Source organism: Pseudomonas rustica (assembly GCF_018336155.1).
GTDB classification, from domain to species: domain Bacteria; phylum Pseudomonadota; class Gammaproteobacteria; order Pseudomonadales; family Pseudomonadaceae; genus Aquipseudomonas; species Aquipseudomonas rustica.
In genome coordinates, this window is sequence record NZ_JAGYHF010000003.1 from 176,101 (window position 1) to 202,342 (window position 26,242).

The window sequence follows — 26,242 nt, forward strand, 5'->3', positions numbered from 1 at the left end:
GTTGACCGTATTCCCATGATGGAACGCGGTCGAATGTGGGAGCGGGCTTGCTCGCGAAAGCGGTAGAGGCCTAAGCGCTGACCTTAAGCCCAATCAGCCCGGTGATGATCAACGCCACACTCGCCAGCCGAATCAACGCCATCGATTCGCCAAACAAAATGATCCCGGCAATCACCGTGCCCACGGCACCGACCCCAGTCCAGATCGCATACGCCGTGCCCAACGGCAATTCCTTCATCGCAAGGCCGAGCAGGCCAAGGCTGATGGCCATGGCCGCAACGGTCAGCGCAGTAGGGAGTGGACGGCTGAAGCCATCGGTGTATTTCAGGCCAACGGCCCAGCCGACTTCGAACAGGCCGGCGAAAAACAGAATGATCCAGGACATGAGAGACCTCCATCGATTGACGGGGTCGTCCCCAGATTAATGACTCGATCGAGCCGCGAGGTCGTCCTCGCGTTGCGCGATAGTTTGACCAGCATTAACCCGGGGATCAAGTTTCAGCTCAGTCGGCAGCCTGTTGCGCCAGCGCCTCGCGATCTTCCTTTTCGCTCATGCGGCGGAAGTAGGTCGACAGCAGCGCACCGGAAATATTGTGCCAGACACTGAACAACGCGCTCGGCACTGCCGCCAGTGGCGAGAAGTGCGCACTGGCCAACGCAGCGCCCAATCCCGAGTTCTGCATGCCGACTTCCAGCGCCAGCGATTTGCGCTGAGCCAACGGCAGCTTGAACAGGCGACCGGTGAAGTAACCCAGCAGATAACCGAAGCTGTTGTGCAGCATCACCACGGCCATGATCAGCAGACCGGATTCGGCAATTTTTGCCTGGCTGGCGGCGACCACGGCAGTGACGATAATCACGATGCTGACCACCGACACCAGTGGCAACACATCCACCGCATGACGAACCCGGTCACCGAGCACGCGCTGGGCAACCACGCCGAGGATGATCGGCAACAGCACCACTTGCAGGATCGACCAGAACAGCTCCATGAACGACACTGGTAACCACGCCGACGCCAGCAGCCAGATTAGCGCCGGGGTCAGCAGCGGAGCGAGGAGGGTGGTAACGGCGGCGATGGCTACCGACAACGCCAGATCACCGCGGGCCAGCCAGGTCATCACGTTGGACGAGGTGCCGCTCGGGCAGCAGCCAACCAGAATCACCCCGACGGCGATTTCCGGCGGCAGGTGAAACACCTGGCAAAGCAACCACGCCACACCGGGCATGATCACGAAATGTGCAACCACGCCCAGCGCCACGCGCCACGGATGGCGGGCAACGGCAGCGAAGTCGTCGAGTTTGAGGGTCAGGCCCATGCCGAACATCACCAGCCCGAGCAACGGCACGATCGCGCTTTTCAGGCCGAGGAACCATGCCGGTTGCAGGAACGCGATGACCGCGAAAATCAGAACCCAGTAAGCGAAGGTATTGCCGACAAAGCGGCTGAGTGCAGCCAGTGCGCGCATGGCTTGTTCCTTATTATGTGAAAGCGTTAGGAAGCTAAGCATACTTCGCCAGCAAAAAGATCGCAGCCTCCGGCAGCTCCTACAGAAAAACACGTCCCCTGTAGGAGCTGCCGAAGGCTGCGATCTTTTAAATGTTCACACAAAAAACGGATCAGATCCCCTGCGGAGTCTCTTCACCACCCAGCGCTTCAACCAGCGCCGGCAGGAAGTCGCCGAAGGTCAGCATCATCAGGGTGAAGCTGGCATCCAATTGACCCAGTGCCTCATCGCCACCGTCCTGTTCCGCCTGATCCTGCAACAGGTCTTCGAACTTCAGACGTTTAACAGTCATCTTGTCGTCAAGCATGAACGACAACTTGTCCTGCCACGCCAGCGACAGCTGCGTGACGACTTTGCCGGTGCTCAGGTGCAGCTGGATTTCTTCGCTGGTCAGATCCTGACGCTTGCAACGAACGATGCCGCCGTCTTCGTGGGTGTCGCGCAGTTCGCACTCGTCCAGCACATAGAAGTCGTCGGCAGCTTTCTGCGTGGTGACCCATTCGGTCATGGTCGCGGTCGGCGACATTTTCACGGTCAGCGGACGGACGGGCAGGGTGCCGATCACTTCACGCAGGGTCGACAGCAAGTCTTCAGCGCGTTTCGGGCTGGCCGAGTTGACCAAAATCAGACCCTGTTTCGGCGCAATGGCGGCGAAGGTAGACGAGCGACGGATAAAGGCGCGCGGCAGGAAGGCCTGGATGATTTCATCCTTGATCTGATCGCGTTCCTTCTTATAGACCTTGCGCATCTGCTCGGCTTCGATCTCTTCGACCTTTTCCTTAACCGCGTCGCGCACGACGCTGCCCGGCAGAATGCGTTCTTCTTTACGCGCGGAAATCAGCAGGAAGTCACCGCTGACGTGTACCAATGGAGCATCTTCGCCTTTACCGAACGGCGCGACGAAACCGTAGGTGGTCAACTCCTGGCTTGCACATGGACGCGCCAGTTTGGTGGCCAGTGCAGTTTCCAGCGCCTCGGCATCGACAGGCAGGTCTTGGGTCAGGCGATAGATAAGCAGGTTCTTGAACCACATGGGGTGAGTCTCTCCTTTATACAAAGGGGGGCATTATTGTCCTCGCCGTCTCATAGGCCAACCCTTCTGTAAGCCTTTGGAAGGCCTGAGAAAATTATTTAAAAAAGTGCTTGCCAGAGGTTGGGTCGCTCCGTAGAATGCGCGCCACACCGAAGCGAAGGGTGATTAGCTCAGCTGGGAGAGCGTCTGCCTTACAAGCAGAATGTCGGCGGTTCGATCCCGTCATCACCCACCATTCGTTTCAAGTGTTTAGCGCAGCGGTAGTTCAGTCGGTTAGAATACCGGCCTGTCACGCCGGGGGTCGCGGGTTCGAGTCCCGTCCGCTGCGCCATATTCGGTAACCTGGACCACTGAACGCCAGGTCACCACGGAAGAACCCGCCCAAGCGGGTTTTTTTCTGCCTCAAAGTTTGTACAGTTGTACCCGCGGGATGTGTCGTTTTACCGGTTTTCGGATTTATTTGAGAAAAACTTCAATTAAATCAACACTTTACGAAAACTTGTGGCATAATGCGTCCCGTAACGAAGCGAAGGGTGATTAGCTCAGCTGGGAGAGCGTCTGCCTTACAAGCAGAATGTCGGCGGTTCGATCCCGTCATCACCCACCATTCGTTTCAAGCGTTTCGCGCAGCGGTAGTTCAGTCGGTTAGAATACCGGCCTGTCACGCCGGGGGTCGCGGGTTCGAGTCCCGTCCGCTGCGCCATATTCGGAATCTGGAACACTGAACGCCAGAGTCCACAGAAAGCCCGCCTAGTGCGGGTTTTTTGCTGTCTGGGGTTTATGAAATCTCAGATTTGATGCTGACCTGTGGCGAGGGGATTTATCCCCGTTGGCTTGCGCAGCGGGCCCAGGTTTTAAAAGCGGGGGCCGCTTCGCAGCCCAACGGGGATAAATCCCCTCGCCACAGGTTATGTGCATATTTTTTTAATGCGCGGCATTCTGGCTGTGGCGATAGTCGCTCACCGCTTCATACACCGCTTTACGCAACCGATTGATCCCGCCAATCGGCCGATGCGCCTCGATACCAAACCACGGATTGAACGACAGGTTGTCGCACGCCAGATTCAGCGCTGGCGTATCGAAGTCCTGCGCCGGCAAGGTAAACCGCGCCACCGTCTCAAACGGCGAGTCCTGCTCACGCCATTCAATGCTGGTGTCTTCGATCGGCATGTACTTGTTGGCATCCTGACGCTGAATCTGCAGGACAAAACACGCTGGCACCCGATCCGTCGATAACTGCTGACTCAAAGCACTGCGCAGAAAGTTCGGCAGATCGTGATTCTGTTGAGGCAACGTGTACGCCGGGCAACTGTCCGGATCCGGCATCACCCGAAATTTCGCATTGGCCTCACCGAATTTGTACGGCGAGACTGAAAAATAAGTCGTCTGCGTCGGGCTGTCCGGCGGCGGTGCCAGCGTGGCCAGAGCAATAAACAGATGACGGATCTGCCAGGTGCGCGGATCCCACCCCGGAAAAAACGCCATGATCTTCTTGCCGTCAGCCTGCGCCGCGACATTCTGACGGTACTCAGCGACATCGCTGACAAAGAAGTTCGCATGACTGAACATCACGAAATCCTGTTCGCCCTGCGCCGGTCGCTCGCCAAGCAAGGGTTTACCCGACACATCGAACAACTTGATCGCCATACCTCGTGCATCGCGCAGGCTGTCGAATTGCGGATAAGCGTTGCCATTCGACAGACGAATCATCGCCTGCCAGGTTTTCCCCGGCTCACTGAACACGCCTTGGCGCAATTGTTGCGCCAATTCCGGCAATACTTTGACTTCTGCCTTCACGCAACCATGCGCTTTGGCATGGGCGTCGCGCAGATAACGCGTGGGCTCGCGGTGTTGATCGACGATGCGCACGGCGGTCTGGATCACGTCCTGCGTCATCGTCGCTTCGCCGGGCGGAATCTGCTCCAGCGCCGACACCGGGCCGCGGTGCTGCCAGGCAAACCACGCCGTCGCGATCGCCCAGCCGAGCAAGCCAATCACCATCAGGATTAACACTGTTTTGCCAAGCAAGCGCCCCAGCCACAACCAGATTCGTGCGAGCAACGGCAGTTCTTTCTTGAATGTCGGCATCGTCATGGCAATTGCGCCTCCAGTGGGCCGCCCAGCACTTTCAGGTATTCGAGCAAGGCCCAGCGTTCTTCAGGCTGCAACAGTCGGCCAATCACACCATTGCCACGTTCGCCGGCGCGGAATTCATGACCGCTGTTATGGTTGCCGCTGATGCGCGTATCGAACAGGAAACCATTGGTGAACGCGTCGGTGCGATAGCCCAGATGGCGAGGATCGTATTCGAAGGTGCCTTTATAGAAGGTGGTCGCGCGCTCATCCTGCGGCGAGAGCAATTGATAAACGCTTGGCACCGAGCCGTTGTGCAGGAAGGGTGGGGTCGCCCAGACGCCAGCCAATGGCCGCGCCTTGTAAGCGACTTTTTCGCGCACACCGATCGGCAGGCCGAAACCGTCCAGTCGAGGTTTTTCTTCCGGAGTGACGTTGGCTTCGCGGTAGGCGCGGTTTTCGACGAAAGCGGTGACGTATGCGAGGCCCTTGGCGACTGACAGCTGGCTCAGATCCAGCGGTTCGGTGGGCGTCGGGTGCAACTTGACGTCCATTTTCTCAAGTTCTTTCAAATCCCATTGCAGCGCTGTCAGGTCGAAGCGGTGGGTGGCGATGTTGGTGGCGGCGTTCGGGTCAGTACCGATCACATCGAGCGGCAGCATGTGCAAATGCTGCACCCAGCGCTCGCCTTCCTGAGTGACGCGCGGCACATGGCAGCCGGCGCAGTTTTCCGCAAATAGCGCGCGGCCCTTGGCGGCCAAGGGTTTATCGACGGCGTCGAGTACGTCTTCCGGCCAGGCCGGTGGTTGCAGTTTTTGCAGGGTTTCTTCGATCGTGTGCAGATCGCGCACGCGAACGCTCGAGGCGTAGCGCTCTTCGCCTTGCAGCGGTTGGCCGTTGGCGTCGAAGAAATTCAGCGTGGCGCCAACGCCCAGTGCTTCGCCGATATTGCGCGCCATCGGCTGCTGTGCCGAGCCGTTCCACTGCACCCAATCGAACCTCCACATGTCCCACAACTGCGGGTAATCCACCGGCGCATTGGCCACGCGATAGTTGGCGGGGGAAATCGCATCACCGAAGGTCGCGTTGGCGATCCGACCGAATGCATCGGCGCGCCCCGGGCCTTCTTCGGTGGGGTAGAGGCCGCGATGGGTGTCATTCCAGGCGACTTTCAGGAACGTATCCAGCGAGGTTTTGAAGTCTTTGCGCAGTTGCTCGTGGCGCACGTCGTATTTATCGCCGAGCACGCTTCGGGCGAAGCGTTCGAATTTCCACGGGTTGTAGTAAGTCGCCGTCAGACTCGCGACCAATGCCTGTCCGAAACTGCCACCGCGCAATGTAGGAACACTGGAAGGCAACACGTGCTGCGCGGTGCCGCCGTCGATGCGCACAGCCTGACCTTTGAAACGCAATTCGCCGGTGTGGCAAGCGGCACAAGTTATGTCGAGATATTGCTCGGAAGTAGCGGGGTTTTGATGCCGGGCGAAACCCACGGGCAGGTTGCCGGGGTTGGTCGGTGTGGCTTGCTGTTTTGGATCGACCAGAAAACCGAAGCGCGCGAGGTACTCAGGGGAGGCGAAACGCTGCTCGGAAAAGGGTAGCTCCAGCGCTTGAAACCACTCATAGCGCAGGCCTTTGACCTGTGTGCCCTGAGGCGTGAAGTAATAGGTTTGCCGCTGTTCTTCCGACCATTGATTCAGGTAATGCACCTGCTCGGCCGGGGTGTAGAACGGTAATTTCGGGTTGGCGACGTAATACACAACCACGGCGAGGACGAGGCCGAGCAGCACGACGATCAGGGTCAAAACACGGAATAAGCGGCGCAAGTTAAACATCCTTGTCGAATTATTGCGCTGTTATGCCTGAGGCTATGAGGGTGGGCAAGTGGCCATTACGCCAACTGTTGTGAGAAGTGGCATCAATCGTTGTAGGGCGTAGATGACAGAAGCTTCATCGTGCCTTTAGCCGAATGCGTTTCAATACCTGAACTTATCGCCGCTTTACTGCTCTCATGCCGGTAGCCATTGGTCGTGGCGGCCTGATAAGCTCGCGGCTTTACTCGATTGCCCTTTCGGCGCATGAACAAGGAAATAGCATGAAACAGCATCGGTTGGCGGCGGCGGTAGCCCTGGTTAGCCTGGTACTTGCGGGTTGTGATTCGCAAACCAGCGTAGAGCTGAAAACCCCGGCGCAAAAAGCTTCCTACGGTATCGGCCTGAACATGGGCAAGAGCCTGGCTCAGGAAGGCATGGATGATCTGGACTCCAAAGCAGTAGCCCAGGGCATCGAAGATGCCGTCGGCAAGAAAGAACAGAAGCTGAAAGACGAAGAACTGGTTGAAGCTTTCGCCGCGCTGCAAAAGCGTGCCGAAGAGCGTATGGCCAAGATGAGCGAAGAGTCGGCAACCGCTGGCAAGAAATTCCTCGAAGAAAACGGCAAGAAAGCAGGCGTAACGACTACTGCTTCCGGCCTGCAATACGAAGTCATCAAAAAGGCCGACGGCCCACAGCCTAAGCCGACCGACGTAGTGACCGTTCACTACACCGGCAAGCTGACCAACGGCACCGTATTCGACAGCTCCGTCGAGCGCGGCAGCCCGATCGATCTGCCAGTAAGCGGCGTGATCCCGGGTTGGGTTGAAGGTCTGCAACTGATGCACGTTGGCGAGAAGTACAAACTGTACATCCCTAGCGATCTGGCTTACGGCGCGCAATCGCCAAGCCCGGCAATCCCGGCCAACTCGGTTCTGGTTTTCGACCTGGAACTGCTGGCCATCAAGGATCCAGCCAAAGAAGACGCTGCTGCTGCCAAGTAAGCAGCTTCGGCTTCAACAACAACGCCTCGCTTAAGCGGGGCGTTGTTGCATCTGCAGGTTGGCGGGCGTAAACAGAGCGAACCGATGCCGGTCAGGGGAGTCATAGCTTTGAGGCTGCCCGCGCTAGACGCCCTGAGCCGCCAAGTCAATGAAATATTGGGGTTTTTTATGTGAGTAAAAAACGCCCGATCTGAGCGCGGCCCTTATAAACCGGGGCTCTCAGCGCCGAAATGCAGCTCTGTTCACAAGGTTATCCACAATTTGTGTGGATAACATTTCAACGGGAGGAATAGATGAAAGCTCCGTGGAATTTCGCTCGATTCCTGCCCCTGGCTGGCCGTTTGCTGGCCCGTGGTCGCCTGCCGACTTTATTGTTCGCCGTGGCCAGCAAAGGCGCCGCGCAAGGCAATCGCCTCGGCAAGCTCAAAGATGACCTGCGTTTGCTGCAGGCGCTGTGCCTGGCTTACTGGCGTGGCGAGTACCGCGCAATAAGCGGCAAGGCGTTGGTTTCGGTGGTGGCGGGGTTGATGTACTTCCTCAGCCCGGTCGATGCCATTCCGGATTTCATCCCGGTCTTCGGCATGCTCGACGACATCGCCGTGCTCGCCTGGCTGATGAAAACGCTCGACGAAGAACTCAACGCGTTCCGCCTGTGGCGCAGTCGTCAGCGTCCGGAAAAACTCGCGGTTGCCGAACGTCTGCCCGATACCCCTGAACAACTTCAATTGGAAGGCCCGAAAAAGCCCTGAATAACCAAGACCTGCGATAGATAGATCGCCCCCGCGACCTTAGCCGCTGTTAGGATTACACTTCTAGGGAAAAGTGCCGACTCGCTAAGTGTTGTTGTCCTACGGGGTAGTCATGGATATTCAGATAATTGCACGCGATGGCGAACCCGAATACGCGGTTCTGCCATGGGCTCAATATCAGGCGTTACTCAAAGCAGCAGGTCTCAACGAAACACCGTCGCGTCCGGCCCCAACGCCTGTCGCGGCCACTTCAGACCCGATTCTTCCAGGTCTGGATCAACTCCGCAGTTTGCGCGAAGGGAAGGGCATCGCCATCGAGGCGCTGGCCCGCACGGTAGGCATCAGCCCGTCTTATCTGGCCATGATCGAAAGTGGTGAGCGTGCGCCCGACGCCGCAATCCGCCGCAGCCTGGCCTGGGAATTGACGGTGCCAGGTTGGAGGGATGAATCGTGAGCGTACGCATCAGTCGTCAACATTGGGACGGTTTGCTGGGGGAACTGGATCAGGCGCGCCGACAGCGTCATCTGCTGACGTATCGCGCCTTGCTTGAGCGTCTGCAACTGCCGACACCGGCCATGCAAACCCTGACCGCTGCACTTGAACATCTCGCCGCGCTGGATGCCAAGGCCGAGCAACCGCTGCGCAGTTCATTGGTAATCAGCCAAGGCGCGAGCCGTTTACCGCGCACCGGTTTTTTTGAATGTGTTGAACGTCTGGGGCGTTTTTCCGGGCCGTCCGACGGAGTTGCCGCCGCGTCGTGGCACGCTTCCGAAGTGGTCAGAGTGTTCGAATACGAGTACCCGGAATCGGCGGAGGCCTGAGTGTTTTTACGCCTCAAGGCGCGGGCCAGTTACTGGCTGGCCCGTAGGCTGTTTCATTGGTCGTGGTGTGTTCGCCAGCCGCGCATCTGGCGCTGGATGGAAGGGCAATTTGCGCGCATGGCCAACCTCGGCGATGTCGGCGCGCAAAGCTTTTACGGGCACATTCTGACCTTTCGCGGTGTGGGTCTGGGCGCGCGTGAAGAGGGCGTGCGACTGCTGCGTCTGGCGGCACTGGCCGGCGATGGCAAAGCGGCCTATCAGGTCGGCGTGATCAGCCTTGCCGGTACGCCGAGCAAGGCGCCGGATCCAGAGGAGGCTGTGCGCTGGTGGAGCATGGCCGCCAAGGCTGGGCACCCGTTGGCCGAGCACAAACTGCAAGAATTGAGTTCGCGCGATTCCAGCCAGTAAATCTCGTCATTGATAAACAGGGCGTGAGGGAAACCTCACGCCCTGTTTGCGTTTTGGCTCCTTTTGTTTAGCTGTTGGCAAGCGTTTACAGATTAGTCCTACAACCATCGCCTACTTGGCCGACTTCTTTCCTGCTTGATCCCCCGCACAGTTCCCGCGCCTATTTTTTTGCGCGAGGGAACGCTCATGTTCGACCCGATTAACCCGTCCAATTCGCGCTTTGACGTGCGCTGATGGACGCCATCGCTCGCATCGAGCAAGAACTCGACAGCTTTCCCGCCAGCCTCAGTCTCTACCGCGAACAGCTCAAGCACTGGGCCAGCCGTGCCGCAGACAACGTCAGCCACGCGGCGGATCTGCCGTCGCTGATGGGCATGGAGCGGATCATCCGCTTCGGCGAAAACAGCACCGTTGTCAGCAGTACCGATAACGAGTTTTTCTCCGGCGTCGTCCAGTGCCCGAAGGACGGGCCGATGTTGATCGAGAGCAAGTTCGAGTCGGTGTACGACATTGCGCTCGGCAACATCACCGTCGATGTGATCGCCATGGACAGTGGCGAAATCACCCCCGTAACCCTTGATGCGCAAGGCAAAGGCTTGTTCAAGGGCACAGCGGGCAAGTTCTATCGGGTGCTGGTGCACAGCGAGGTCACCACGGACCAGGTTGATGACCTGTTTAAAGCCTACGACGGCCTGACCCGTGAACTCGACGGCTGGCTGCGCGGTGAGTGGCAGGGTTTTAAACCGCAGTGGTCGCAGTCGGTGGCGACATCGGCAAGCAACGGCATGCTGGCCGGAAGTTGGGCTGCGATCGAGGGAGTGTGGGACAGCATCGGTTTGCTCTCGGACATTCTCAAGGATCCCGGGGCCTTTGCCGAGCGGTTGGGGTCTGGGGCCACGCAGTTAAAGGAGCTGGCGGAGACGGCTCCCGATGTCATGGAAAAGCTGCAGCTGCTGATGAGCGATGAAGCGGCGCTGTGTTTGCTGCTGCGTACCGCCAGCCTTTGGCTGGAGATGCTGCCGCCCAGCGAGATCGCCGGCAAAACCGCCGAAGCCGCGTCGATGATGATCGTGCAGGTGCTGATCGATGTGCTGATCGGCGTCGTGCTGACGTTTGTCGGTGCGGGTGCCGGCATCGCTTATCTGACGCTGCGTCTGGCTGACCGCGCCGCGCAGTTGTTGTCAGCGTTGACGCGGTTGCTGAAGGCGATGTTTGCCATCGTCGAAGGCTTCATCAAGTACGTCGACAAATACAAAAAAGTCGCTGCACGCGGGATTGCCGCCGGGGTGAAAAAAGGCCGGATGCAGTTGCGTTGGGACGCCAAGCGCAACGCCTTGCTGAAGAAAGACGAGCACCACGATGACGCTCCGGATCAGGCGAAAAATCCCAACGGGGACAGCGCTGATTGCGCTTCGGCTACGTGCACCAACGGTTGTCCGGTGTCGATGGTCACCGGTGAGGAACTGCTGACGCTGACGGATGCTGTGCTCGACGGCGTGTTGCCGTTTGAATTCACTCGGTTGTATCGCACCAGTGCGGTGGAAATCGATGTCGGGCTGGGGTTTGGCTGGAGCCATTCGCTGGCGCATCGGTTGGAATTTGATGGCGACTCGGTTGTTTGGGGCGATCACGAGAATAGGCGCACGACGTTTCCGCTGCCGAGTGTTGAGCGGCCGGCGATTCACAACAGCCTGTCGCGGGCGGCGATTTTTCTTGGGGATGAGCCGGAGGAGCTGATTGTTGCGCTGGCCGGGGAAACGGCGCGGTTTTATCACTTTCGTGCCGGGCGTCTGACAGCGATCAGCGATGCGTACGACAACCGTTTACGCATCAGCCGCGATCGTCAGGATCGCATCAGTCGTCTCGACAATGGCGCGGGGCGGGCGCTGCAGTTGCGTTACGACCGTGCGCAACTGATCGCGATCGACTATCAGAGTTTTCATCCAGCCGAGCACCTTGAAGAGGCGTGGCGTACCGAGCAAACCCTCGTCAGTTATTGCTATGACGCGCGTCAGCGTTTGCTCGCGGCGACCAATGCCGCAGGTGAAAGCGAGCGCTACGACTACGACGATGCGCGCGTCATCCTGCAGCGACAGCTGACCGGTGGCGCGAGTTTTTTCTGGGAGTGGGAACGGGCTGGCAAGGCTGCGCGTTGTGTACGGCACTGGGCGTCGTTTTCGCAGATGGACACGCGTTATGTCTGGGATGACGACGGCAGTGTCGCGGTGCAGTACGTCGATGGCACCGAAGAGGTTTACGTCCACGACGACCGTGCGCGACTGGTGCGCAAGGTTGAGGCCGATGGCGGTGAGCAACTCAAGGCGTACGACGATCAGGGACGTTTGATCGCTGAACAGGATGCGCTGGGTTCTATCACCGAGTACCGATACGACGATGTCGGACGGCTGATTGCGCTGATTCCTGCGGCGGATGCGCCAACGTCCTACGAGTATCGCAATGGTTTCCTGCATCGGCGTTCACGTGGCGATGCGGTGTGGATTTATCGGCGCAATGCCGAGGGCGACATCACCGAGGCCGTCGATCCTGACGGACAGGTCACTCATTACTACTACAGCGTTCGCGGGCAACTGGTGTCGATCCGGTATCCGGACACCAGTCGGCATTTGCTGGCCTGGAATGACCTGGGCCAACTGGTTGAAGAGACGTTGCCTGAGGGTGGCGTACGGCGCTTTTCCTACGATGCTTTGGGACGGCGGACGACCACGGTTGATCAGCATGGCGCCGTTACCCGAGAGCAGTGGGACGCCGTTGGACGACTGGTTCAGACGACTTTTCCTACGGGTGCCACGCGTGCTTATAGCTACGGCGCTTACGGGCAAGTCACCGCCGAGCGTGATGAGCTGGGGCATATCACCCGGTATGAATACGACGATGACCTGCATCTGGTCTCCCGTCGCATTAACCACGACGGCACGCGGATTCAATATCGCTACGACCATGCGCAACTGTTGCTCACGGAAATTGAGAACGAGTCCGGCGAAAAATATCGGCTGGACTACACGCCGACCGGATTGATCCGACAGGAAACCGGTTTCGATGGGCGCCGTACCGCTTACGTGTATGACCTCAACGGTCACCTGCTGGAAAAGACCGAGTTTGGCGATGACGACTCACGTTTAGTCACCGGATACGAACGCGATGGCGCCGGGCGTCTGCTGGTTAAAACCCTGCCCGACGGCATCAAGGTCAGCTACCAATACGATCTGTTGGGCCGCCTGACCGGTGTTGATGACGGCCAGAACCATCCGCTTGCCTTTGAGTACGACCGCCAGGATCGGCTGATCACCGAGCACCAGGGCTGGGGCACTCTGCGCTATGCCTACGACGCTTGCGGCCAGCTCAAGCGCATGCGTCTGCCGGACAACAGCAAACTCGATTACCACCATGCCAAGGGCGGCGCGCTGACCGCGATCGACCTTAACGGCGCACGCCTGACCACGCATCAGTTTGAATTCGGTCGCGAGCAAACCCGTCAGCAAGGTTTGCTGCACAGCCACTATCACTACGACGAACAGGGTCGCCTTCAGGCCCACGCCGTCAATCAACAATCCAGCCCACTGTACCTGCGCCACTACAGCTACGCGGTCAACGGCAACCTGGCGAGCATCGCCGATAGCCGCCACGGTCAGCGCAGCTATTACTACGACGCCCTCGACCGACTGACCCGCGTCCGTCACTCCCGCGACGAACTCCCGGAAACCTACGCCCACGACCCGGCCGGCAACCTGCTCATGCAGGATCGCCCCGGCCCGAGCCAGATCAAAGGCAACCGCCTGCTGATGCAGGGCGATCGCCACTACGACTACGACGCCTTCGGCAACCTGATCCGCGAACGTCGCGGCACAGCGCACAGACTCGTCACGGAATACCGTTACGACTGCCAGCACCGCCTGATTGGCCTGACTCGCCCTGACGGGAAAACCGCGTCTTACCAATACGACGCCTTCGGCCGGCGCATCAGCAAAACCGTCGACGGCGCCACCACCGAATTCTTCTGGCAAGGCGACAACCTCGTCGCCGAAAGCAGCGATACCGAATACCGCAGCTACGTCTACGAACCCGGCACCTTCCGTCCGTTAGCACTGCTCGACGGCAAAGGCCCGAAAAAAGCCTGCCCGTTTTACTACCAGAACGACCACCTCGGCACGCCGCTGGAGCTGACCGATTACAGCGGGGAAATCGTCTGGTCGGCGCAGTACGACGCCTACGGGAAAGTCGCGGCGGTGACGTTGGCGGCTGAGGAATACCTGGATCAGCCACTGCGGTTTCAGGGGCAGTATTTCGATGCGGAGAGTGGGCTGCATTACAACCGGCATCGGTATTACGACCCGCGGCTGGGACGTTATCTGACGCCGGATCCGGTGAAGCTTGCGGGTGGGTTGAATCAGTACCAGTACACGCCGAATCCCACGGGGTGGGTGGATCCGTTGGGGTTGAACTCCAATTGTCCGCCGCCGAATAGGCCTGGGTGCGAGGTGCCGGGTGGGATTGGTGGGGCTAAGGTTGATGAGGGTGAGCCTGCGCTGCCGGCATTAAAAATCAGCACAGCAGAGAGGGCGAAGAAAGAAATACTAAGGTTAAACGATAGCCAAAAGATGCACATGGTTGGAAAGCACGGGCCGGAGGTGCCAGATGAGAAGTGGAAGCAACGAGCGATCGATGGTACGAATCCAATTACGGGTAAAACACCTAAAGATAGGAACGGTAATCCGAGTTCTAGGTTCTACAATTACGAAATTATGCTTGAGGCCTATGTTCTTGCTACAACACGAGTCGAAAACGGATTGCCGCGTTTTACCGGTAAAGATTCCCAGTTGGCAGATATTGTTAGGATGGATCTACCCGGGGCTGGCGAAGGTTATGTTCCGAATCCAAAGTCAAAAGAGAATCCGAAGTTGATCAAGCTTGATCGCTTTGAAATGAAGTTCGATCGCGTGACTGGAGTTCCTTTCACGCTGTATCCAATAAAATAGGAATGGGAAATGTTTATTGATTCAGATGACGGACTTCCATTTAAACCAAGTCCCTCGTTTTTTCTGGCTGGGCTAGATATTTATGATCGTGAGGAAACGCTAGGAGAAGAGTTGGAGTTGCTTGATCCAGATAATCCCAGTGATAGAGAGGTGATCATTGTTAATTATTGCTTGCCTACTTGGAAGTCTTATAAGCATAGATATTTTATATATCAGAGTTTGCAGGAAGCCCTTGAGGATCCAATGTACGATTTTAAATCTCTATTTATGTATGATCCAGAAGCCTACTCTTCATTTCCAAGTGGTTGGGATGAGATGCAAGATACTAGAGTTTTTTTTGAGGATGTATTTCGGCTGGCTACCATAGCTTGGAGCAACGACCTCATAAAAGCAGCTGCTGAAGATATTTCTACGTGGTGAGCTGTTCTAAGACTGAGCTCTATTTTTTTAAACTGTGATTTTATCTGTGATCCTCATGATTTGACTAATATGGTGAGTTAATGGTCGGTCAAGAATTGACTAGAGAGCTGATTTGGGCTTGGGCATATCAAGGTGCTGATATTGATATGTATGACAGTGGTGAGGATGGCGATGCAGCGGTTTTTGATGACGCCGTAAATAATTTCTTTGATTGGGATGAGTTCTTGCTGTTTTCAGCAGATCCAGAATGTTTGGCGAGATCATATTTTGCGGGAAAATTGGCACGTGCACTTGTCAAACTGATTGCCAGTGCGCCAGACTTTTCATTTGGTTTTCCATCTGTCTGCGGTATTTCCTCTGAAGAAGATTTTTTAGAAAAAACTATGGATCGAAATAGGGAGGTTTATAAGCTTTTAGCTGTTGTGAATAAAATGCGATCTATGAAAGATCCGCCGATTAGATCCCTCTATCGTCAAGTGTTCTATTTTCGAAATGATTCTTATGATGTATCTCGCGAATTTAGTATTAAGTGTGCTCGGAAGCTTGATCTTGGTCTCTTTAATTATGGTGGTACATAATTTCTGATCAGTTTTTTTGGTGATTGGACTGACGCCTTCGCGAGCAAGCCCGCTCCCACAGGGATTTGTGTCGTTTGAGGGATTAGCGTTGACCCATTAGCTGCGGCTGGTGGAGTGCTGTGGTTGTAAGGCTATCCAACAGATACACGCTATACCCCGGAACATTCTTCGCATGATGCTTCGCTTGCGAAGCCATTTCCGCAAGCTGACTGGCATCAAGCTGTGCGCAGACCTCGGGGTGTAGATGCACGACGCCAATGGATAGCGACAACAGCGGAAACTCTTGCCGCACGCCTTGGCGGTTCGGTGCGATAAAGCATCCAGCCTCAAGGTGTTCCGGGCGATAGAAGCGGCGGCATTGGCTTTGGAAATCGTCGAGCAGTTGATTGAGGCGTTTGCGCCAGTCTTCAGGGCCGAGGACTAACAGGAAGTCGTCGCCACCAATGTGGCCAACGAAATCTCGGGTGGGGTCGACGCGTTCATTCAGGCATTGAGCCAAACACAACAACACTTCGTCTCCGCGTCCGTACCCGTAGATATCGTTGAAGGGTTTGAAGCTGTCGATGTCGACGTAGCAGATGACTGATTCTCGACCCTGTTGCAGCAGGCGAGTGAGGCACTGCTGAATCGGCACATTGCCAGGCAGCAAGGTCAGCGGGTTGGCGTAGCGTGCCTGTTGGATTTTCAGTTCGGTGATGAGTTTGAGCACGTCGATCACCCGGCCGAGACCGAGGTAGCTGCCGTTGAGGGTGATGATGAAATCCTCTTCGATCCGCTGCCGAGCGCGGCTGGTGATGAGTCGGCTCACTTGCTGCAACGACTGACTCATTTCCACCGCGAGAAAATCGTCATTCATCAATCGGCTAATGGGTTTACGCGCAAACAAGTCAGTGGCAAACGGTTTGAGCAGGGCATCCGACAAGGAATGGCGATGGACGATGCCACACGGCTGACCCTGTTCGTCGAGCACGGCCAGTGAGTTGAGGTTGGCTTGGCGGCGGAAGGCTTCCAGTACGGTGGCGGTCGGTGTGTCACGCGCTACGGCGGGTTGGTCGTTGAGCAGGGCGCTGAGGTCGCTGCCTTCGTCATTCAGCGCAACGCTGCTGCTGTCGTGTTTGGGCATCAACGTGCGGGCGTCGCGCGGTGGGTGTTCTTGTGGGCGGCCGAGCAAATAGCCTTGCACCAGGTCGACGCCCATTTCGGTGAGCACCGCGAGTTCTTCCGGCAGTTCGATGCCTTCGGCGATGACTTGCGCGCGGGAGGCTTTGGCGATTTGCAGGATCGAGCCGACGAATTCGCGTTTCAGCGCATCCTGATGAATGCCGTCGATGAAGTGCCGATCAATCTTTACGTAATCCGGGCGCAGTTCCGACCACAGGCGCAGGCTCGAATAACCGGCGCCAAGATCATCCAGCGCGATGGAGAAGCCCATCGCGCGGTAGTGATGCAGTGCGGTTTGCAGCAGCTGGAAGTCGTCAATGGGTGTTTGTTCGGTCAATTCGATGACGACCTGGCTGGGTGGAATGCCGAAGTCCTGCAGTAGTTGCAGCGTGCGCCCTGGCTGGTGTGCGGCTTCGAGTAATGACTCGGGCGAGACGTTGAGAAACAGTTTGCCCGGCAGTTGCTGTTCATTGAAACGACGGCAGGCGCTTTGGCGGCAGGCGATTTCCAGCTCACTCAAACGCCCCGCCTGTCGCGCCACGGCGAACAAGGCAATCGGCGAGTGAAGAGGGCTGTTGGACGGGCCGCGTGTCAGGGCTTCGTAGCCGAGAATGCGGCGTTCAGAGAGGCAGATGATCGGCTGGAACAGGCTGTGCAATCCGCTTTGAGTCAGGATCGAGCTCAAGGCACTCAGCTGTTCGGTCGTGGTCATGGCAATCTCTGGCGATAAAAAAAGGACTGGGAGCGCTCTCGTTGGAGAGTGGCTCCCAGTCCTTTATTGCACGACAGAATGATGACTGTTTGATGACGATCCGGGGATCGTCAGCATTAAATTGCCATCACTTACTTCTTCGCCACCTGATTGCTCAGCTTCAGGTAATCCAGCAGCACGCGCCCGGTTTCGCTCAGGTAGGCATCGTCTTCTGGTTTGACCTTGTCCGGCTCGGCGGCCGTGAGGGCGTCGTCGTCTTCTTTCTTCAGCTCTTTGAGCGGCTCTTCGCCTTTGGCTTTGCGACGGATGTTTTCCATCGCCAGTTGCTTGGCGTCGATGTCGGTGTGTTGCGCGCGACGCTCGGCTTCATTGAGGCTGACGGTTTTTTCTTCCATCAGTTTCTGCGCGAGTGCCAGCTTGTCACGGATGAACACGAACTCCGCGTCTTTCGCCGTGCGGGCGTCATGCTCGGATTTGAGCTGAGCCAGATACGGTTTGAACGGATCGGCCGCCGGTTTGATGGCCGCGCGGATGGTGTCCCACGGCATGGCTTCCGGCAGAGCGCTTTCGCCAATTTCCTTGGTGTCGATCAGCGATGGGTAGTCGATGTCCGGCAGCACGCCCTGATGCTGGGTGCTCTGACCGGAGACCCGGTAGAACTTGGCCAGGGTCAGTTTCAGCTCGCCATGGTTCAGCGGCTGAATGGTCTGCACGGTGCCTTTACCGAAGGTCTGGCCACCGATGATCAGCGCGCGGTGATAATCCTGCATGGCGCCGGCGAAAATCTCCGAAGCCGAGGCGGACAAGCGGTTGACCAGCAACGCCATCGGGCCTTTGTAGAACGCGCCCGGGTTTTCATCTTCGAGCACGTCGACACGGCCATCGGCATTACGCACCAGTACGGTCGGGCCTTTGTCGATGAACAGACTGGTCAGCTCGGTGGCTTCTTGCAGGGAGCCGCCGCCGTTGTTGCGCAGGTCGATAACCACACCGTCGACTTTTTCTTTCTGCAGTTCAGTCAGCAGTTTTTTAACGTCGCGGGTGGTGCTCTTGTAGTCCGGATCACCGGCACGGAACGCTTTGAAGTCGAGGTAGAAGGCCGGAATCTCGATGACGCCGAGCTTGTAGTCCTTACCGTCCTGTTTCAGGTTGAGGATGGACTTCTTCACCGCCTGGTCTTCGAGCTTCACCGCTTCACGGGTGATCGGCACGATCTTGGTGGTCTGGTCGTTTGGCGCATTGCTCGCCGGAATCACTTCCAGACGCACCACGGTGCCTTTCGGGCCGCGAATAAGTTTGACCACTTCGTCGAGACGCCAGCCGACCACGTCGACCATCTCTTTGTTGCCTTGGGCAACGCCGATGATCTTGTCCGCCGGGGCGACCTGTTTGGTCTTGTCGGCCGGGCCTGCCGGCACCAGACGCACGACTTTCACCTGGTCGTTGTCGCTCTGCAACACAGCGCCGATGCCCTCGAGGGACAGGCTCATGTTGATGTCGAAGTTTTCCGCGTTATCCGGCGACAGATAGTTGGTGTGCGGGTCGTACGACATGGCGAAGGTGTTGATGTACGCCTGGAAGATATCTTCCGGACGGGTCTGATCCAGGCGCGCCAATTGGTTCTTGTAGCGCTTGGTCAGGGTTTCCTGAATCTGCTTCGGATCTTTGCCGGCGATCTTCTGGCGCAGGACTTCGTCCTTGACGCGTTTGCGCCACAGGTCATCAAGTTCTGCAGTGGATTTCAGCCAAGGGGCGTCCTTGCGATCGATCAGCAAGGTTTCCTTGGTATTGAAGTCCATCTTGTCGACGCCTTTGTTCAGCTCGGCGATGGCGAAATCCAGACGCGATTTGACGCGATCCAGATAGCGCTTGTAGATGGTGAAGCCGGCGTTGAGGTCGCCGCTTTTGAGGAAGTCGTCGAACTGCGTCTTCCACTTGTCGAATTCGGCGATGTCGCTGGCCATGAAATAGCTGCGCGACGGATCCAGCAGCTTGATGTAGCTGTCGTAGATGATCACCGAGCGCGCATCGTCGAGCGGCGGCTTGCTGTAGTGGTGACGCTTGAGCAACTCGACGACGTTCAGACTGGCGATGACTTCATCGCGATCAGGCTGCAATTTGTCCCAGCTGTTGGCAGCGAAGGTATTGCCCGACATCGGCAAAATACCGATACCGATGAATAGAGCGAGGGCGGTGCTTGGGAGCAGATGCTTCATGCTGATTCGACGCGGGGACAATTGATAACGCATATTAGGCCGTCTTTGAAGTCGCCGGTTCTACGAGAGCCGGTCGCATAATGCAAAAAGCCCGGCGCTACAGCTTCGGGCTCAGTCCAGACTCACTATGGAGGCACTGTGAAGGCATTGCAAGGCGTGGAAGGTCAAGTGGCGTGGGTTGAGACCCCGAGTCCTACATGTGATGTAGGACAAGTTCGCATTCGAGTGGCGGCAGCCGGCCTCAATCGCGCCGATTTATTACAGAAAGCCGGTCTCTATCCGCCCCCGCCGGGCGCAAGCGACGTGCTCGGTCTGGAGTGTTCCGGGGTCATCAGCGAGGTCGGCGCGGGCAGTTCGTGGCAGGTCGGCGATCGGGTCTGCGCCTTGCTGGCCGGGGGCGGCATGGCCGAAGAGGTGGTGGTTGACGGGCGGCACGTGCTGCCGGTTCCCGAAGGCGTTTCGTTGATTGAAGCGGCGGCATTGCCCGAGGTTTACGCAACAGTCTGGCTGAATGTGTTTCAACTTGCGGCGCTCAAACCGGGTGAGAAAGTTCTCTTGCACGCCGGGGCAAGTGGAATCGGTTCAGCCGCCATTCAGCTGTGCAAGGCGTTTGGCAATCCGTGCTGGGTCAGCGTCGGTTCAGCCGAGCGTTTGGCTTATTGCGAGGCGCTGGGGGCTCAGGGCGGGGTGCTGCGCACTGACGATCTGGAGAGCCTGCGCGACTTCGGGCCGTTCGATGTGATTCTTGATCCGGTGGGCGGTAATTATTCGGCGCTGAATCTGAAGCTGACGGCGCTGGACGGGCGTTGGGTGCTGATCGGTTTGATGGGTGGCCGCGAGGCGAAACTGGATCTGGCGCAGGTGTTGGGTAAGCGCGTGCAGTTGCTGGGCTCGACGTTGCGCAGCCGTGATGATCAGTTCAAGGCGGATCTGTTGAGTGATCTGGGCCAACAGGTGTGGCCATTGTTTGCGGAAGGGCGGTTGAGTCCGCAGTTGGCCAAGGCGTTTGCGGTGAAGGATGCCGAGGCGGCGTTTGCCGAGCTGGCGAGTAATACGGTGGCGGGGAAACTGGTGTTGGTGATTGACGAAAGCCTCACCTGACACCAAAAAAATCTGTAGGAGCAAGGCTTGCCCGCGAAAGCGTCGTGTCATTCAACGGTGATGTTGACTGGCACGACGCTTTCGCGGGCAAGCCTTGCTCCTACGGGATCGGGTTATTTCCAGAGATGGATGGGCCAGCCGGCTTTTTCGGCGTGCTCGAGCAGCACCGGATCCGGGTTGACCACGTGCGGGAAATCCACTTTCAGCAGCAATGGCAGGTCATTGCGTGAGTCGGAATAAAAACTCGCGCCTTCGAGGTTCTCTTCCTCAGCGTCCAGCCACTCCAGCAAACGGGTGATCTTGCCTTCACGGTAGGTCAACGTGCCCACGGTATGGCCACTGTAAACGCCGTGCGCGACTTCCAGTTCAATCCCCAGAATCTCGTCGATGCCGAGTCGATCGGCAATCGGTCTGACCAGGTGCGTGCCCGACGCGGAGATCACCAGAATCCGGTCGCCGGCCTTGCGGTGCGCGGCGATGGTTTTGGTCGCGTCGCTGAAGATGATCGGTTCGATAAAGTCTTCAACCCACGGCCCGACCAGGTGCTCGACTTCTTCTGGCGTACGGCCGATCAGCGGTTCGAGGCTGAACGCCATGTAGTCTTCCATGCGTAATTTGCCATGGCTGTAGGCGTCCATCAGTTCGTTGTTCTTGCGCATGAACGACTCGGGATCGACCCAGCCCAGGCGCCCCATCTGCTCGCTCCAGAGGGTGGCGCAGTCGCCGTGGATCAACGTTTCGTCCAGATCAAAAATTGCCAGGGCCATCAGTTCTCTCCGAGAACAGCTGCGAGCTACAAGCTTCGAGCTGCAAGAATTGGAATCAGCTGCGCCGCAGTCTACAACTTGAAGCTTGTAGCTCGAAGCGCGCAGCTGCTTTTAAGCTACCTCACACAGGGCCGTCGGATCGATGGAAAGCGCCAGACGCTGACCGTCGGGATGCAGATCAGCCGCCGAGCGATTGAGCACATCCACCACCAATTCCACGCCGCGCGCTTCGATGCGATAGCGAATGACATTGCCTAGCAGGCTATGGCTGCGGATCTGCGCGTCGAGTTCGCCGTTGAGGCTCAGTTCGATGGCTTCCGGGCGAATGGCGATGCGATGGTTGATCGGGCGCTGCAACAGTTTCGACGCGGCTTCGGCGTCGAGCAGGTTGTAGTTGCCGATAAAGCCTGCGGCGAACACGTCGACTGGCGCGGTGTACAGGGTTTCGGCGTCTCCGCTCTGTACGATTTTTCCCTGATTCATCAGGAAAATGCGATCAGACATGGTCAGCGCTTCTTCCTGATCGTGTGTGACGAAGATCGTGGTCAGGCCGAGTTCGCGCTGAATCTGACGGATTTGTTCGCGCAGGTGTTTGCGAATTCGTGCATCGAGGGCCGACAGCGGTTCATCCAATAGCAACAAACGTGGGCGCGTGACCAGCGAACGGGCGAGGGCGACACGCTGGCATTGGCCACCGGAGAGTTGATGCGGATAGCGGCTGGCGAAGTCGTTGAGTTCAACCAGTTTCAAAACTTCCGACACGCGTTTATGGCTGTCGTCGGCGTTGACCTTTTGCATGCGCAAACCGAACGCGACGTTCTGCTCGACGGTCATGTTGGGAAACAACGCGTAGCTCTGGAAGACCATGCCGATCCCGCGTTTTTGCGGTGTCAGCGGCACAATGTCGACGCCATCCAGCAGGATCTGGCCGCCATCCACCGGCGTCAGCCCGGCGATGCAGCGCAGCAGGGTAGATTTGCCGCAACCGGACGGGCCGAGCAGGGTGACGAATTCGCCTTTGTTGATCTCGCAGTTGATGTCGCTGAACACCGGGGTGCCCGCGTAATTTTTCTGCAGGTGTTGGACGCTGACATAGCTCATTCGCTTTTGTCCTTGTTCAAGATGTTGGCGATCCAGGTCAGGACCAGCACGAAAAAGAAATACGAGATGACCAGCGCACTGGTGAAGTGGCCGCTGCTGTTGCGCATGTTGTTCAGATAAACCTGCAGGGTTTCGTAACGCGTGCCGACGAGGATGTTGGCGAAAACGAACTCACCGAACAGGAACGAGAACGACAGCAGCAACGCGACCATCAGGCCTTTGCGCAGGTTGGGCAGCACCACCAGAATGGCTGCCTGAAAGGTGCTGGCGCCGAGCAGTTGTGCGGCATCCATCAGGTCGCGCAGGTTGATCGCTTGCAGGTTGTTGGTGATCGCGCGGTACATGAACGGCAGGGCCACGGTGAAGTAGCAGCCGATCAGAATCCACGGCGTGCCGACCATCGCCATCGGCCCGGAACCGTAGAGCTGCAACAGACCTACCGATGACACCACCGGCGGCACCGCGAAGGGCAGCAGGATCAGGATGTTCATCAGCGCATCGAGTTTCGGGAAGTGGTAATGCACGACGAACAGCAGCGGCAGAATCAACACCACCGACAGCACCAGCGCGCCGACGCACACCAATAACGACTGGCCGAAGGCGTGGAGGAACCGTGGATCGCTCCACAGCTGGATGTACCACTTGAAGGTGAAACCGCTGGGCAAAATGGTCGCCGACCAACTGCTGGCGATCGAGTAGACCAGTGTGCCCACCAGCGGTAGCAAGAGGATCGCGAACAGCAGATAAACCACGACGCGGTGGTAGAGGCCGGCCGGGCCGGATTCAGCGCGAGACATGGTAGCTCCTCTTCAACAGCAGTTGATGCACGACGGTGACGATGGTCATCAGCGCCACCAGCACCACGGCCAGAGCGCTGGCCAGATTCGGGTCAAGGGAAATATCGCCGGAGACCATCGCCGCGATACGAATCGGCAGGACGTTGAAGTTGCCCGTCGTCAGTGCATACACCGTGGCGTAAGCGCCGAGGGCGTTGGCCAGCAGGATCACAAACGTACCGAGCAACGCGGGTGTCAGCACTGGCAAACCGATGTGCCGCCAGAACTGCCAGCCATTGGCACCGAGCAACGCGGCGGACTCGCGCCAGTCTTCACGTAAGGCGTCGAAGGCCGGGTAGAGCAGCAGCACGCCGAGGGGAATCTGGAAATAGGTATAGAGGATGATCAAGCCGGTTTTCGAGTACAGGTTGAAATCCTGAATGATCCCGGCCTGCTTGAGCATGATGGTGATGCTGCCGTTGAACCCGAGCAGGATGATGAAGGCGAACGCCAACGGCACGCCGGCGAAGTTGCTGGTCATGTTGGCGAAGGCATTCACGAAGTTGCGCAGTTTCGAGTCAACGCGGCGCAGGGAATACGCCCCGAGCACGGCAATGGTGATGCCGAATACGCTCGACCAGAAACTGATTTCCAGACTGTACTGGATCGCCTGTAGATAGAACTTCGAACTGAAGATCTTGGTGAAGTTTTCGATGCCCCAACCGAACTCTTCCGATTGCAGGCTGTTGATCATCACCCAGACCAGCGGGGCGATTTCGAAGACGATAAAGAACAGCGCGAAGGGCACCAGGCACAACGCCGCCAGCCATTTGCCGCGAGTCATGGCATTCACTTGAGCAGCTCCCGGCACACAGGTTTGTCGTGGGGCACGCCGAGCAGTTCGCAGACGGTGCCGCAGATTTCCGTTTGCTTCGGCGCGGCATCAGCGCTGAAGATGAACGCATCGCCGAGGACGAAAAGCGGCACTTGGCGTTCTTCCGGCAGCAGGCCGTTGTGCGAGCGGTCGTTGTTCATGCCGTGGTCGGCGGTCACCAGCACTTGATAACCAGCGTCGAGCCAGCTCTGCAAATAGTCGGCGAGGATGATGTCCGCCGAGCGCGCGCTGTTGCGGTATTGCGAACTGTCGAGGCCGTGTTTGTGCCCGGCGTCGTCGATGTTCATCGGGTGGATCAGCAGGAAGTTCGGATCATGGCGCAGGCGCAGGTTTTCGGCGTCGGCGAACAGGTGCGAATCCGGGTAGTGATCGTTCCAGTAGAAATGCCCGTGCTGGATCGGCAGCGACAGATTGTCAGTGTGGCGGTCGCGGGCGGCGACGAAGGGCGAGCGGTTGTACAGCTCGCTGACCCAGTGATACGCCGCGGCAGCGGTTTTCAGACCGGCATCGCGGGCGTAGTGATAAATGCTGCGCTGATTGGACAGGCGCGCGACGTTGTTGTGGACGATGCCGCTGTCGATCGGCGGCACGCCGGTGAGGATGCATTCATAAAGCGGTCGGGACAGGGCCGGCAGCTCGCACTCCAACTGGTAGAGCGCGGCGCGTCCTGCGCCAACATAAGCCTGCAGATGCCCCATGGCGTGGCGCGCGACCTCGTAGTTGAGACCGTCGAGCACGACAAGGATGACGTTGTGCTTCATAGGGGCAAAAACTCCGAAAACAAAACTGGAACCAACCCCTGTAGGAGCTGCCGCAGGCTGCGATCTTTTGATGTTGCTTTTAAAGGGCAAGATCAAAAGATCGCAGCCTGCGGCAGCTCCTACAGATGAAGGATTACTTCATCTCGACGATGACTTCTTCGTTCCACTGCTGTGGCAGGGCTTTGGAGGTCTTTTCCCAGGCGTCGGCGTCTTTGATCGGGGTGACCTTTTTGTACTGCTCGTTTGGCAGCAGTTTGGCCTTCACGTCTTCTGGCAGTTGCAGGTGCTCGGCGCGGATCGGACGCGCGTTGCCGCGAGCGAGGTTGGTCTGGCCGGCGTCGCTGAAGATGTATTCGCGGGTCAGCTTGGCGGCGTTAGGGTTTTTCGCGTACTTGTTGATGATCGTGGTGTAGCCGGAAATCACCGAACCGTCGGACGGGATCAACACCACGTAGTCATCCGGGTTGGCCATCTTGGCTTTGTAGCTGAGGCCGTTGAAGTCCCAGACCACACCGACTTCGATCTCGCCTTTTTCCATGGTGGCGATGGTCGGGTTAGCCATCGACAGGCGACCTTGCTTGGCAATGTCTGCAAACAACAGCAGCGCAGGTTTGATGTTTTTCTCGTCGCCACCGTTGGCCAGTGCCGCAGCGAGAACGCCGTTGGCAGCCTGTGCGGCGGTGCTTACGTCACCGATGGAGACCTTGTATTTGCCGCCCTTGAGGTCAGCCCATTTGGTCGGTACTTCGGAACCGTGCAGCAACTTTTTGTTGACGATGAAGGCGATGGTGCCGGTGTAGGCCAGTGCCCAGTTGCCGTCCTTGTCCTTGGCCCAGTCCGGAACCTGATCCCAGGTGCTTGGCTTGTACGGTTGCACCACGCCTTGCTTGACCGCGATCGGGCCGAACGCGGCGCCCACGTCGCCGATGTCAGCGGTGGCGTTGTCTTTTTCCGCCGCGAACTTGGCGATTTCCTGAGCCGAGCTCATGTCGGTGTCGATGTGTTTCAGGCCGTAGGTTTTGGCCAGGTCTTCCCAGGTGCCTTTCCAGTTGGCCCAGTCATCGGGCATGCCGACGCTGTTGACGGCGCCTTCCGCTTTCGCAGCGGCTTCGAGGGTTTTCAGATCGGTGCCGGCCGCCATGGCGGAGGTGCACAGTGCAATGGTCGAGCCTAACAGTGTTGCCAGGAAAAGCTGTTTCATTCCGAAGCTCCTTGGTCGTGTTCAACGCTGCGATTGCGGTGGTTGTTGGTCTAGGTCAGCAATACCTGAGCCAATTTAAGGGGGCTGGATGACACTTTGATGTCGGTGGCCTCGCGCCAGGCCTTTTATCTGGCCGATATCGGCAGGTGCC

Annotated in this window: 22 protein-coding genes and 4 tRNA genes; 13 read left to right on the top strand and 13 right to left on the bottom strand. The window is 57.8% G+C overall.

Features of this window, described 5'->3' with window-relative positions; translation table 11 throughout:
- Window positions 1–70: 70 nt before the first annotated feature.
- The 3 genes from sugE to rdgC form a co-directional block, all read right to left on the bottom strand.
- Entirely contained in the window at window positions 71–385 is a 315-nt protein-coding gene (sugE, locus tag KFS80_RS06440; RefSeq protein WP_008077894.1) for a quaternary ammonium compound efflux SMR transporter SugE, read from the bottom strand.
- 118 nt (window positions 386–503) lie between these two features.
- Window positions 504–1,469 (bottom strand): bile acid:sodium symporter family protein, encoded by a 966-nt coding sequence (locus KFS80_RS06445; RefSeq protein WP_212544283.1) that lies wholly within the window; start codon window positions 1,467–1,469, stop codon window positions 504–506.
- Between the two features lie 151 nt (window positions 1,470–1,620).
- The gene (gene rdgC / locus KFS80_RS06450; protein WP_007919763.1) at window positions 1,621–2,541 is read right to left on the bottom strand and encodes a recombination-associated protein RdgC; all 921 of its coding nucleotides are present in this window, start codon (window positions 2,539–2,541) and stop codon (window positions 1,621–1,623) included.
- A gap of 159 nt (window positions 2,542–2,700) precedes the next feature.
- On the opposite strand from rdgC, the gene KFS80_RS06455 reads away from it, so the two are divergent.
- The 4 genes from KFS80_RS06455 (at window position 2,701) to KFS80_RS06470 (ending at window position 3,244) form a co-directional block, all read left to right on the top strand.
- Window positions 2,701–2,776, top strand: a tRNA-Val gene (locus KFS80_RS06455).
- A 19-nt stretch (window positions 2,777–2,795) separates the two neighbouring features.
- Window positions 2,796–2,872, top strand: a tRNA-Asp gene (locus KFS80_RS06460).
- 200 nt (window positions 2,873–3,072) lie between these two features.
- Window positions 3,073–3,148 (top strand) — tRNA-Val (locus tag KFS80_RS06465).
- 19 nt (window positions 3,149–3,167) lie between these two features.
- Window positions 3,168–3,244, top strand: a tRNA-Asp gene (locus KFS80_RS06470).
- 221 nt (window positions 3,245–3,465) lie between these two features.
- Here KFS80_RS06470 and KFS80_RS06475 read toward each other — a convergent pair.
- Both KFS80_RS06475 and KFS80_RS06480 read right to left on the bottom strand, forming a co-directional pair.
- Window positions 3,466–4,635: a catalase family protein gene (locus KFS80_RS06475; protein WP_212544284.1), complete on the bottom strand. Its 1,170-nt coding sequence runs from the start codon at window positions 4,633–4,635 to the stop codon at window positions 3,466–3,468.
- Entirely contained in the window at window positions 4,632–6,440 is a 1,809-nt protein-coding gene (locus tag KFS80_RS06480) for a di-heme-cytochrome C peroxidase (protein ID WP_212544285.1), read from the bottom strand. The genes KFS80_RS06475 and KFS80_RS06480 overlap by 4 nt, the downstream gene beginning before the upstream one ends.
- A 269-nt stretch (window positions 6,441–6,709) precedes the next feature.
- Here KFS80_RS06480 and KFS80_RS06485 point away from each other — a divergent pair, with 269 nt between their 5' ends.
- The 8 genes from KFS80_RS06485 to KFS80_RS06520 all read left to right on the top strand — a co-directional run bounded on the left by KFS80_RS06485 (window position 6,710) and on the right by KFS80_RS06520 (window position 15,400).
- Window positions 6,710–7,429: a BamJ family beta-barrel-assembly machinery protein gene (locus KFS80_RS06485; RefSeq protein ID WP_053118601.1), complete on the top strand. Its 720-nt coding sequence runs from the start codon at window positions 6,710–6,712 to the stop codon at window positions 7,427–7,429.
- 293 nt (window positions 7,430–7,722) lie between these two features.
- The gene (locus KFS80_RS06490; protein ID WP_053118602.1) at window positions 7,723–8,178 is read left to right on the top strand and encodes a YkvA family protein; all 456 of its coding nucleotides are present in this window, start codon (window positions 7,723–7,725) and stop codon (window positions 8,176–8,178) included.
- Window positions 8,179–8,290: 112 nt separating this feature from the next.
- Entirely contained in the window at window positions 8,291–8,632 is a 342-nt protein-coding gene (locus KFS80_RS06495; protein WP_212544286.1) for a helix-turn-helix domain-containing protein, read from the top strand.
- Window positions 8,629–9,000: a hypothetical protein gene (locus KFS80_RS06500; protein WP_003223109.1), complete on the top strand. Its 372-nt coding sequence runs from the start codon at window positions 8,629–8,631 to the stop codon at window positions 8,998–9,000. The genes KFS80_RS06495 and KFS80_RS06500 overlap by 4 nt, the downstream gene beginning before the upstream one ends.
- Window positions 9,001–9,408 (top strand): tetratricopeptide repeat protein, encoded by a 408-nt coding sequence (locus KFS80_RS06505; RefSeq protein ID WP_212544287.1) that lies wholly within the window; start codon window positions 9,001–9,003, stop codon window positions 9,406–9,408.
- A 233-nt stretch (window positions 9,409–9,641) separates the two neighbouring features.
- On the top strand, window positions 9,642–14,402 hold the full coding sequence (locus tag KFS80_RS06510) for an RHS repeat-associated core domain-containing protein (protein WP_212544288.1): 4,761 nt from the start codon (window positions 9,642–9,644) through the stop codon (window positions 14,400–14,402).
- Between the two features lie 9 nt (window positions 14,403–14,411).
- Complete coding sequence (locus tag KFS80_RS06515) at window positions 14,412–14,822, top strand: hypothetical protein (RefSeq protein WP_212544289.1); 411 nt, start codon at window positions 14,412–14,414, stop codon at window positions 14,820–14,822.
- Window positions 14,823–14,902: 80 nt separating this feature from the next.
- A complete protein-coding gene (locus KFS80_RS06520) occupies window positions 14,903–15,400 on the top strand; it encodes a hypothetical protein (RefSeq protein WP_212544290.1) in 498 nt (165 codons plus the stop codon).
- 82 nt (window positions 15,401–15,482) lie between these two features.
- Here KFS80_RS06520 and KFS80_RS06525 read toward each other — a convergent pair whose 3' ends face one another.
- Window positions 15,483–17,273, bottom strand: a complete 1,791-nt coding sequence (locus tag KFS80_RS06525) for a bifunctional diguanylate cyclase/phosphodiesterase (RefSeq protein ID WP_212544291.1) — start codon at window positions 17,271–17,273, stop codon at window positions 15,483–15,485.
- Between the two features lie 131 nt (window positions 17,274–17,404).
- Window positions 17,405–19,489, bottom strand: a complete 2,085-nt coding sequence (locus KFS80_RS06530; protein ID WP_212544292.1) for a carboxy terminal-processing peptidase — start codon at window positions 19,487–19,489, stop codon at window positions 17,405–17,407.
- 138 nt (window positions 19,490–19,627) lie between these two features.
- Between KFS80_RS06530 and KFS80_RS06535 the strand changes: the two genes are divergently transcribed.
- Window positions 19,628–20,590 (top strand): zinc-binding dehydrogenase, encoded by a 963-nt coding sequence (locus KFS80_RS06535; protein ID WP_212544293.1) that lies wholly within the window; start codon window positions 19,628–19,630, stop codon window positions 20,588–20,590.
- Window positions 20,591–20,703: 113 nt separating this feature from the next.
- On the opposite strand, the gene KFS80_RS06540 is transcribed toward KFS80_RS06535, so the two are convergent.
- From KFS80_RS06540 to KFS80_RS06565, 6 genes are all read right to left on the bottom strand, one after another.
- The gene (locus KFS80_RS06540; protein ID WP_073472633.1) at window positions 20,704–21,357 is read right to left on the bottom strand and encodes an HAD family hydrolase; all 654 of its coding nucleotides are present in this window, start codon (window positions 21,355–21,357) and stop codon (window positions 20,704–20,706) included.
- A 111-nt stretch (window positions 21,358–21,468) separates the two neighbouring features.
- The gene (locus KFS80_RS06545; RefSeq protein ID WP_159814905.1) at window positions 21,469–22,458 is read right to left on the bottom strand and encodes an ABC transporter ATP-binding protein; all 990 of its coding nucleotides are present in this window, start codon (window positions 22,456–22,458) and stop codon (window positions 21,469–21,471) included.
- Window positions 22,455–23,255 (bottom strand): ABC transporter permease, encoded by an 801-nt coding sequence (locus tag KFS80_RS06550; RefSeq protein WP_212544294.1) that lies wholly within the window; start codon window positions 23,253–23,255, stop codon window positions 22,455–22,457. Before KFS80_RS06550 ends, KFS80_RS06545 begins: the two co-directional genes overlap by 4 nt.
- The gene (locus tag KFS80_RS06555; protein ID WP_212544436.1) at window positions 23,242–24,078 is read right to left on the bottom strand and encodes an ABC transporter permease; all 837 of its coding nucleotides are present in this window, start codon (window positions 24,076–24,078) and stop codon (window positions 23,242–23,244) included. Before KFS80_RS06555 ends, KFS80_RS06550 begins: the two co-directional genes overlap by 14 nt.
- Window positions 24,079–24,083: 5 nt before the next feature.
- Window positions 24,084–24,890 carry an alkaline phosphatase family protein gene (locus KFS80_RS06560; protein ID WP_212544295.1) on the bottom strand — a complete coding sequence of 269 codons (807 nt, stop codon included), beginning with the start codon at window positions 24,888–24,890 and terminating at the stop codon, window positions 24,084–24,086.
- Between the two features lie 133 nt (window positions 24,891–25,023).
- A complete protein-coding gene (locus KFS80_RS06565) occupies window positions 25,024–26,091 on the bottom strand; it encodes an ABC transporter substrate-binding protein (RefSeq protein WP_141129984.1) in 1,068 nt (355 codons plus the stop codon).
- Window positions 26,092–26,242: the final 151 nt, after the last annotated feature.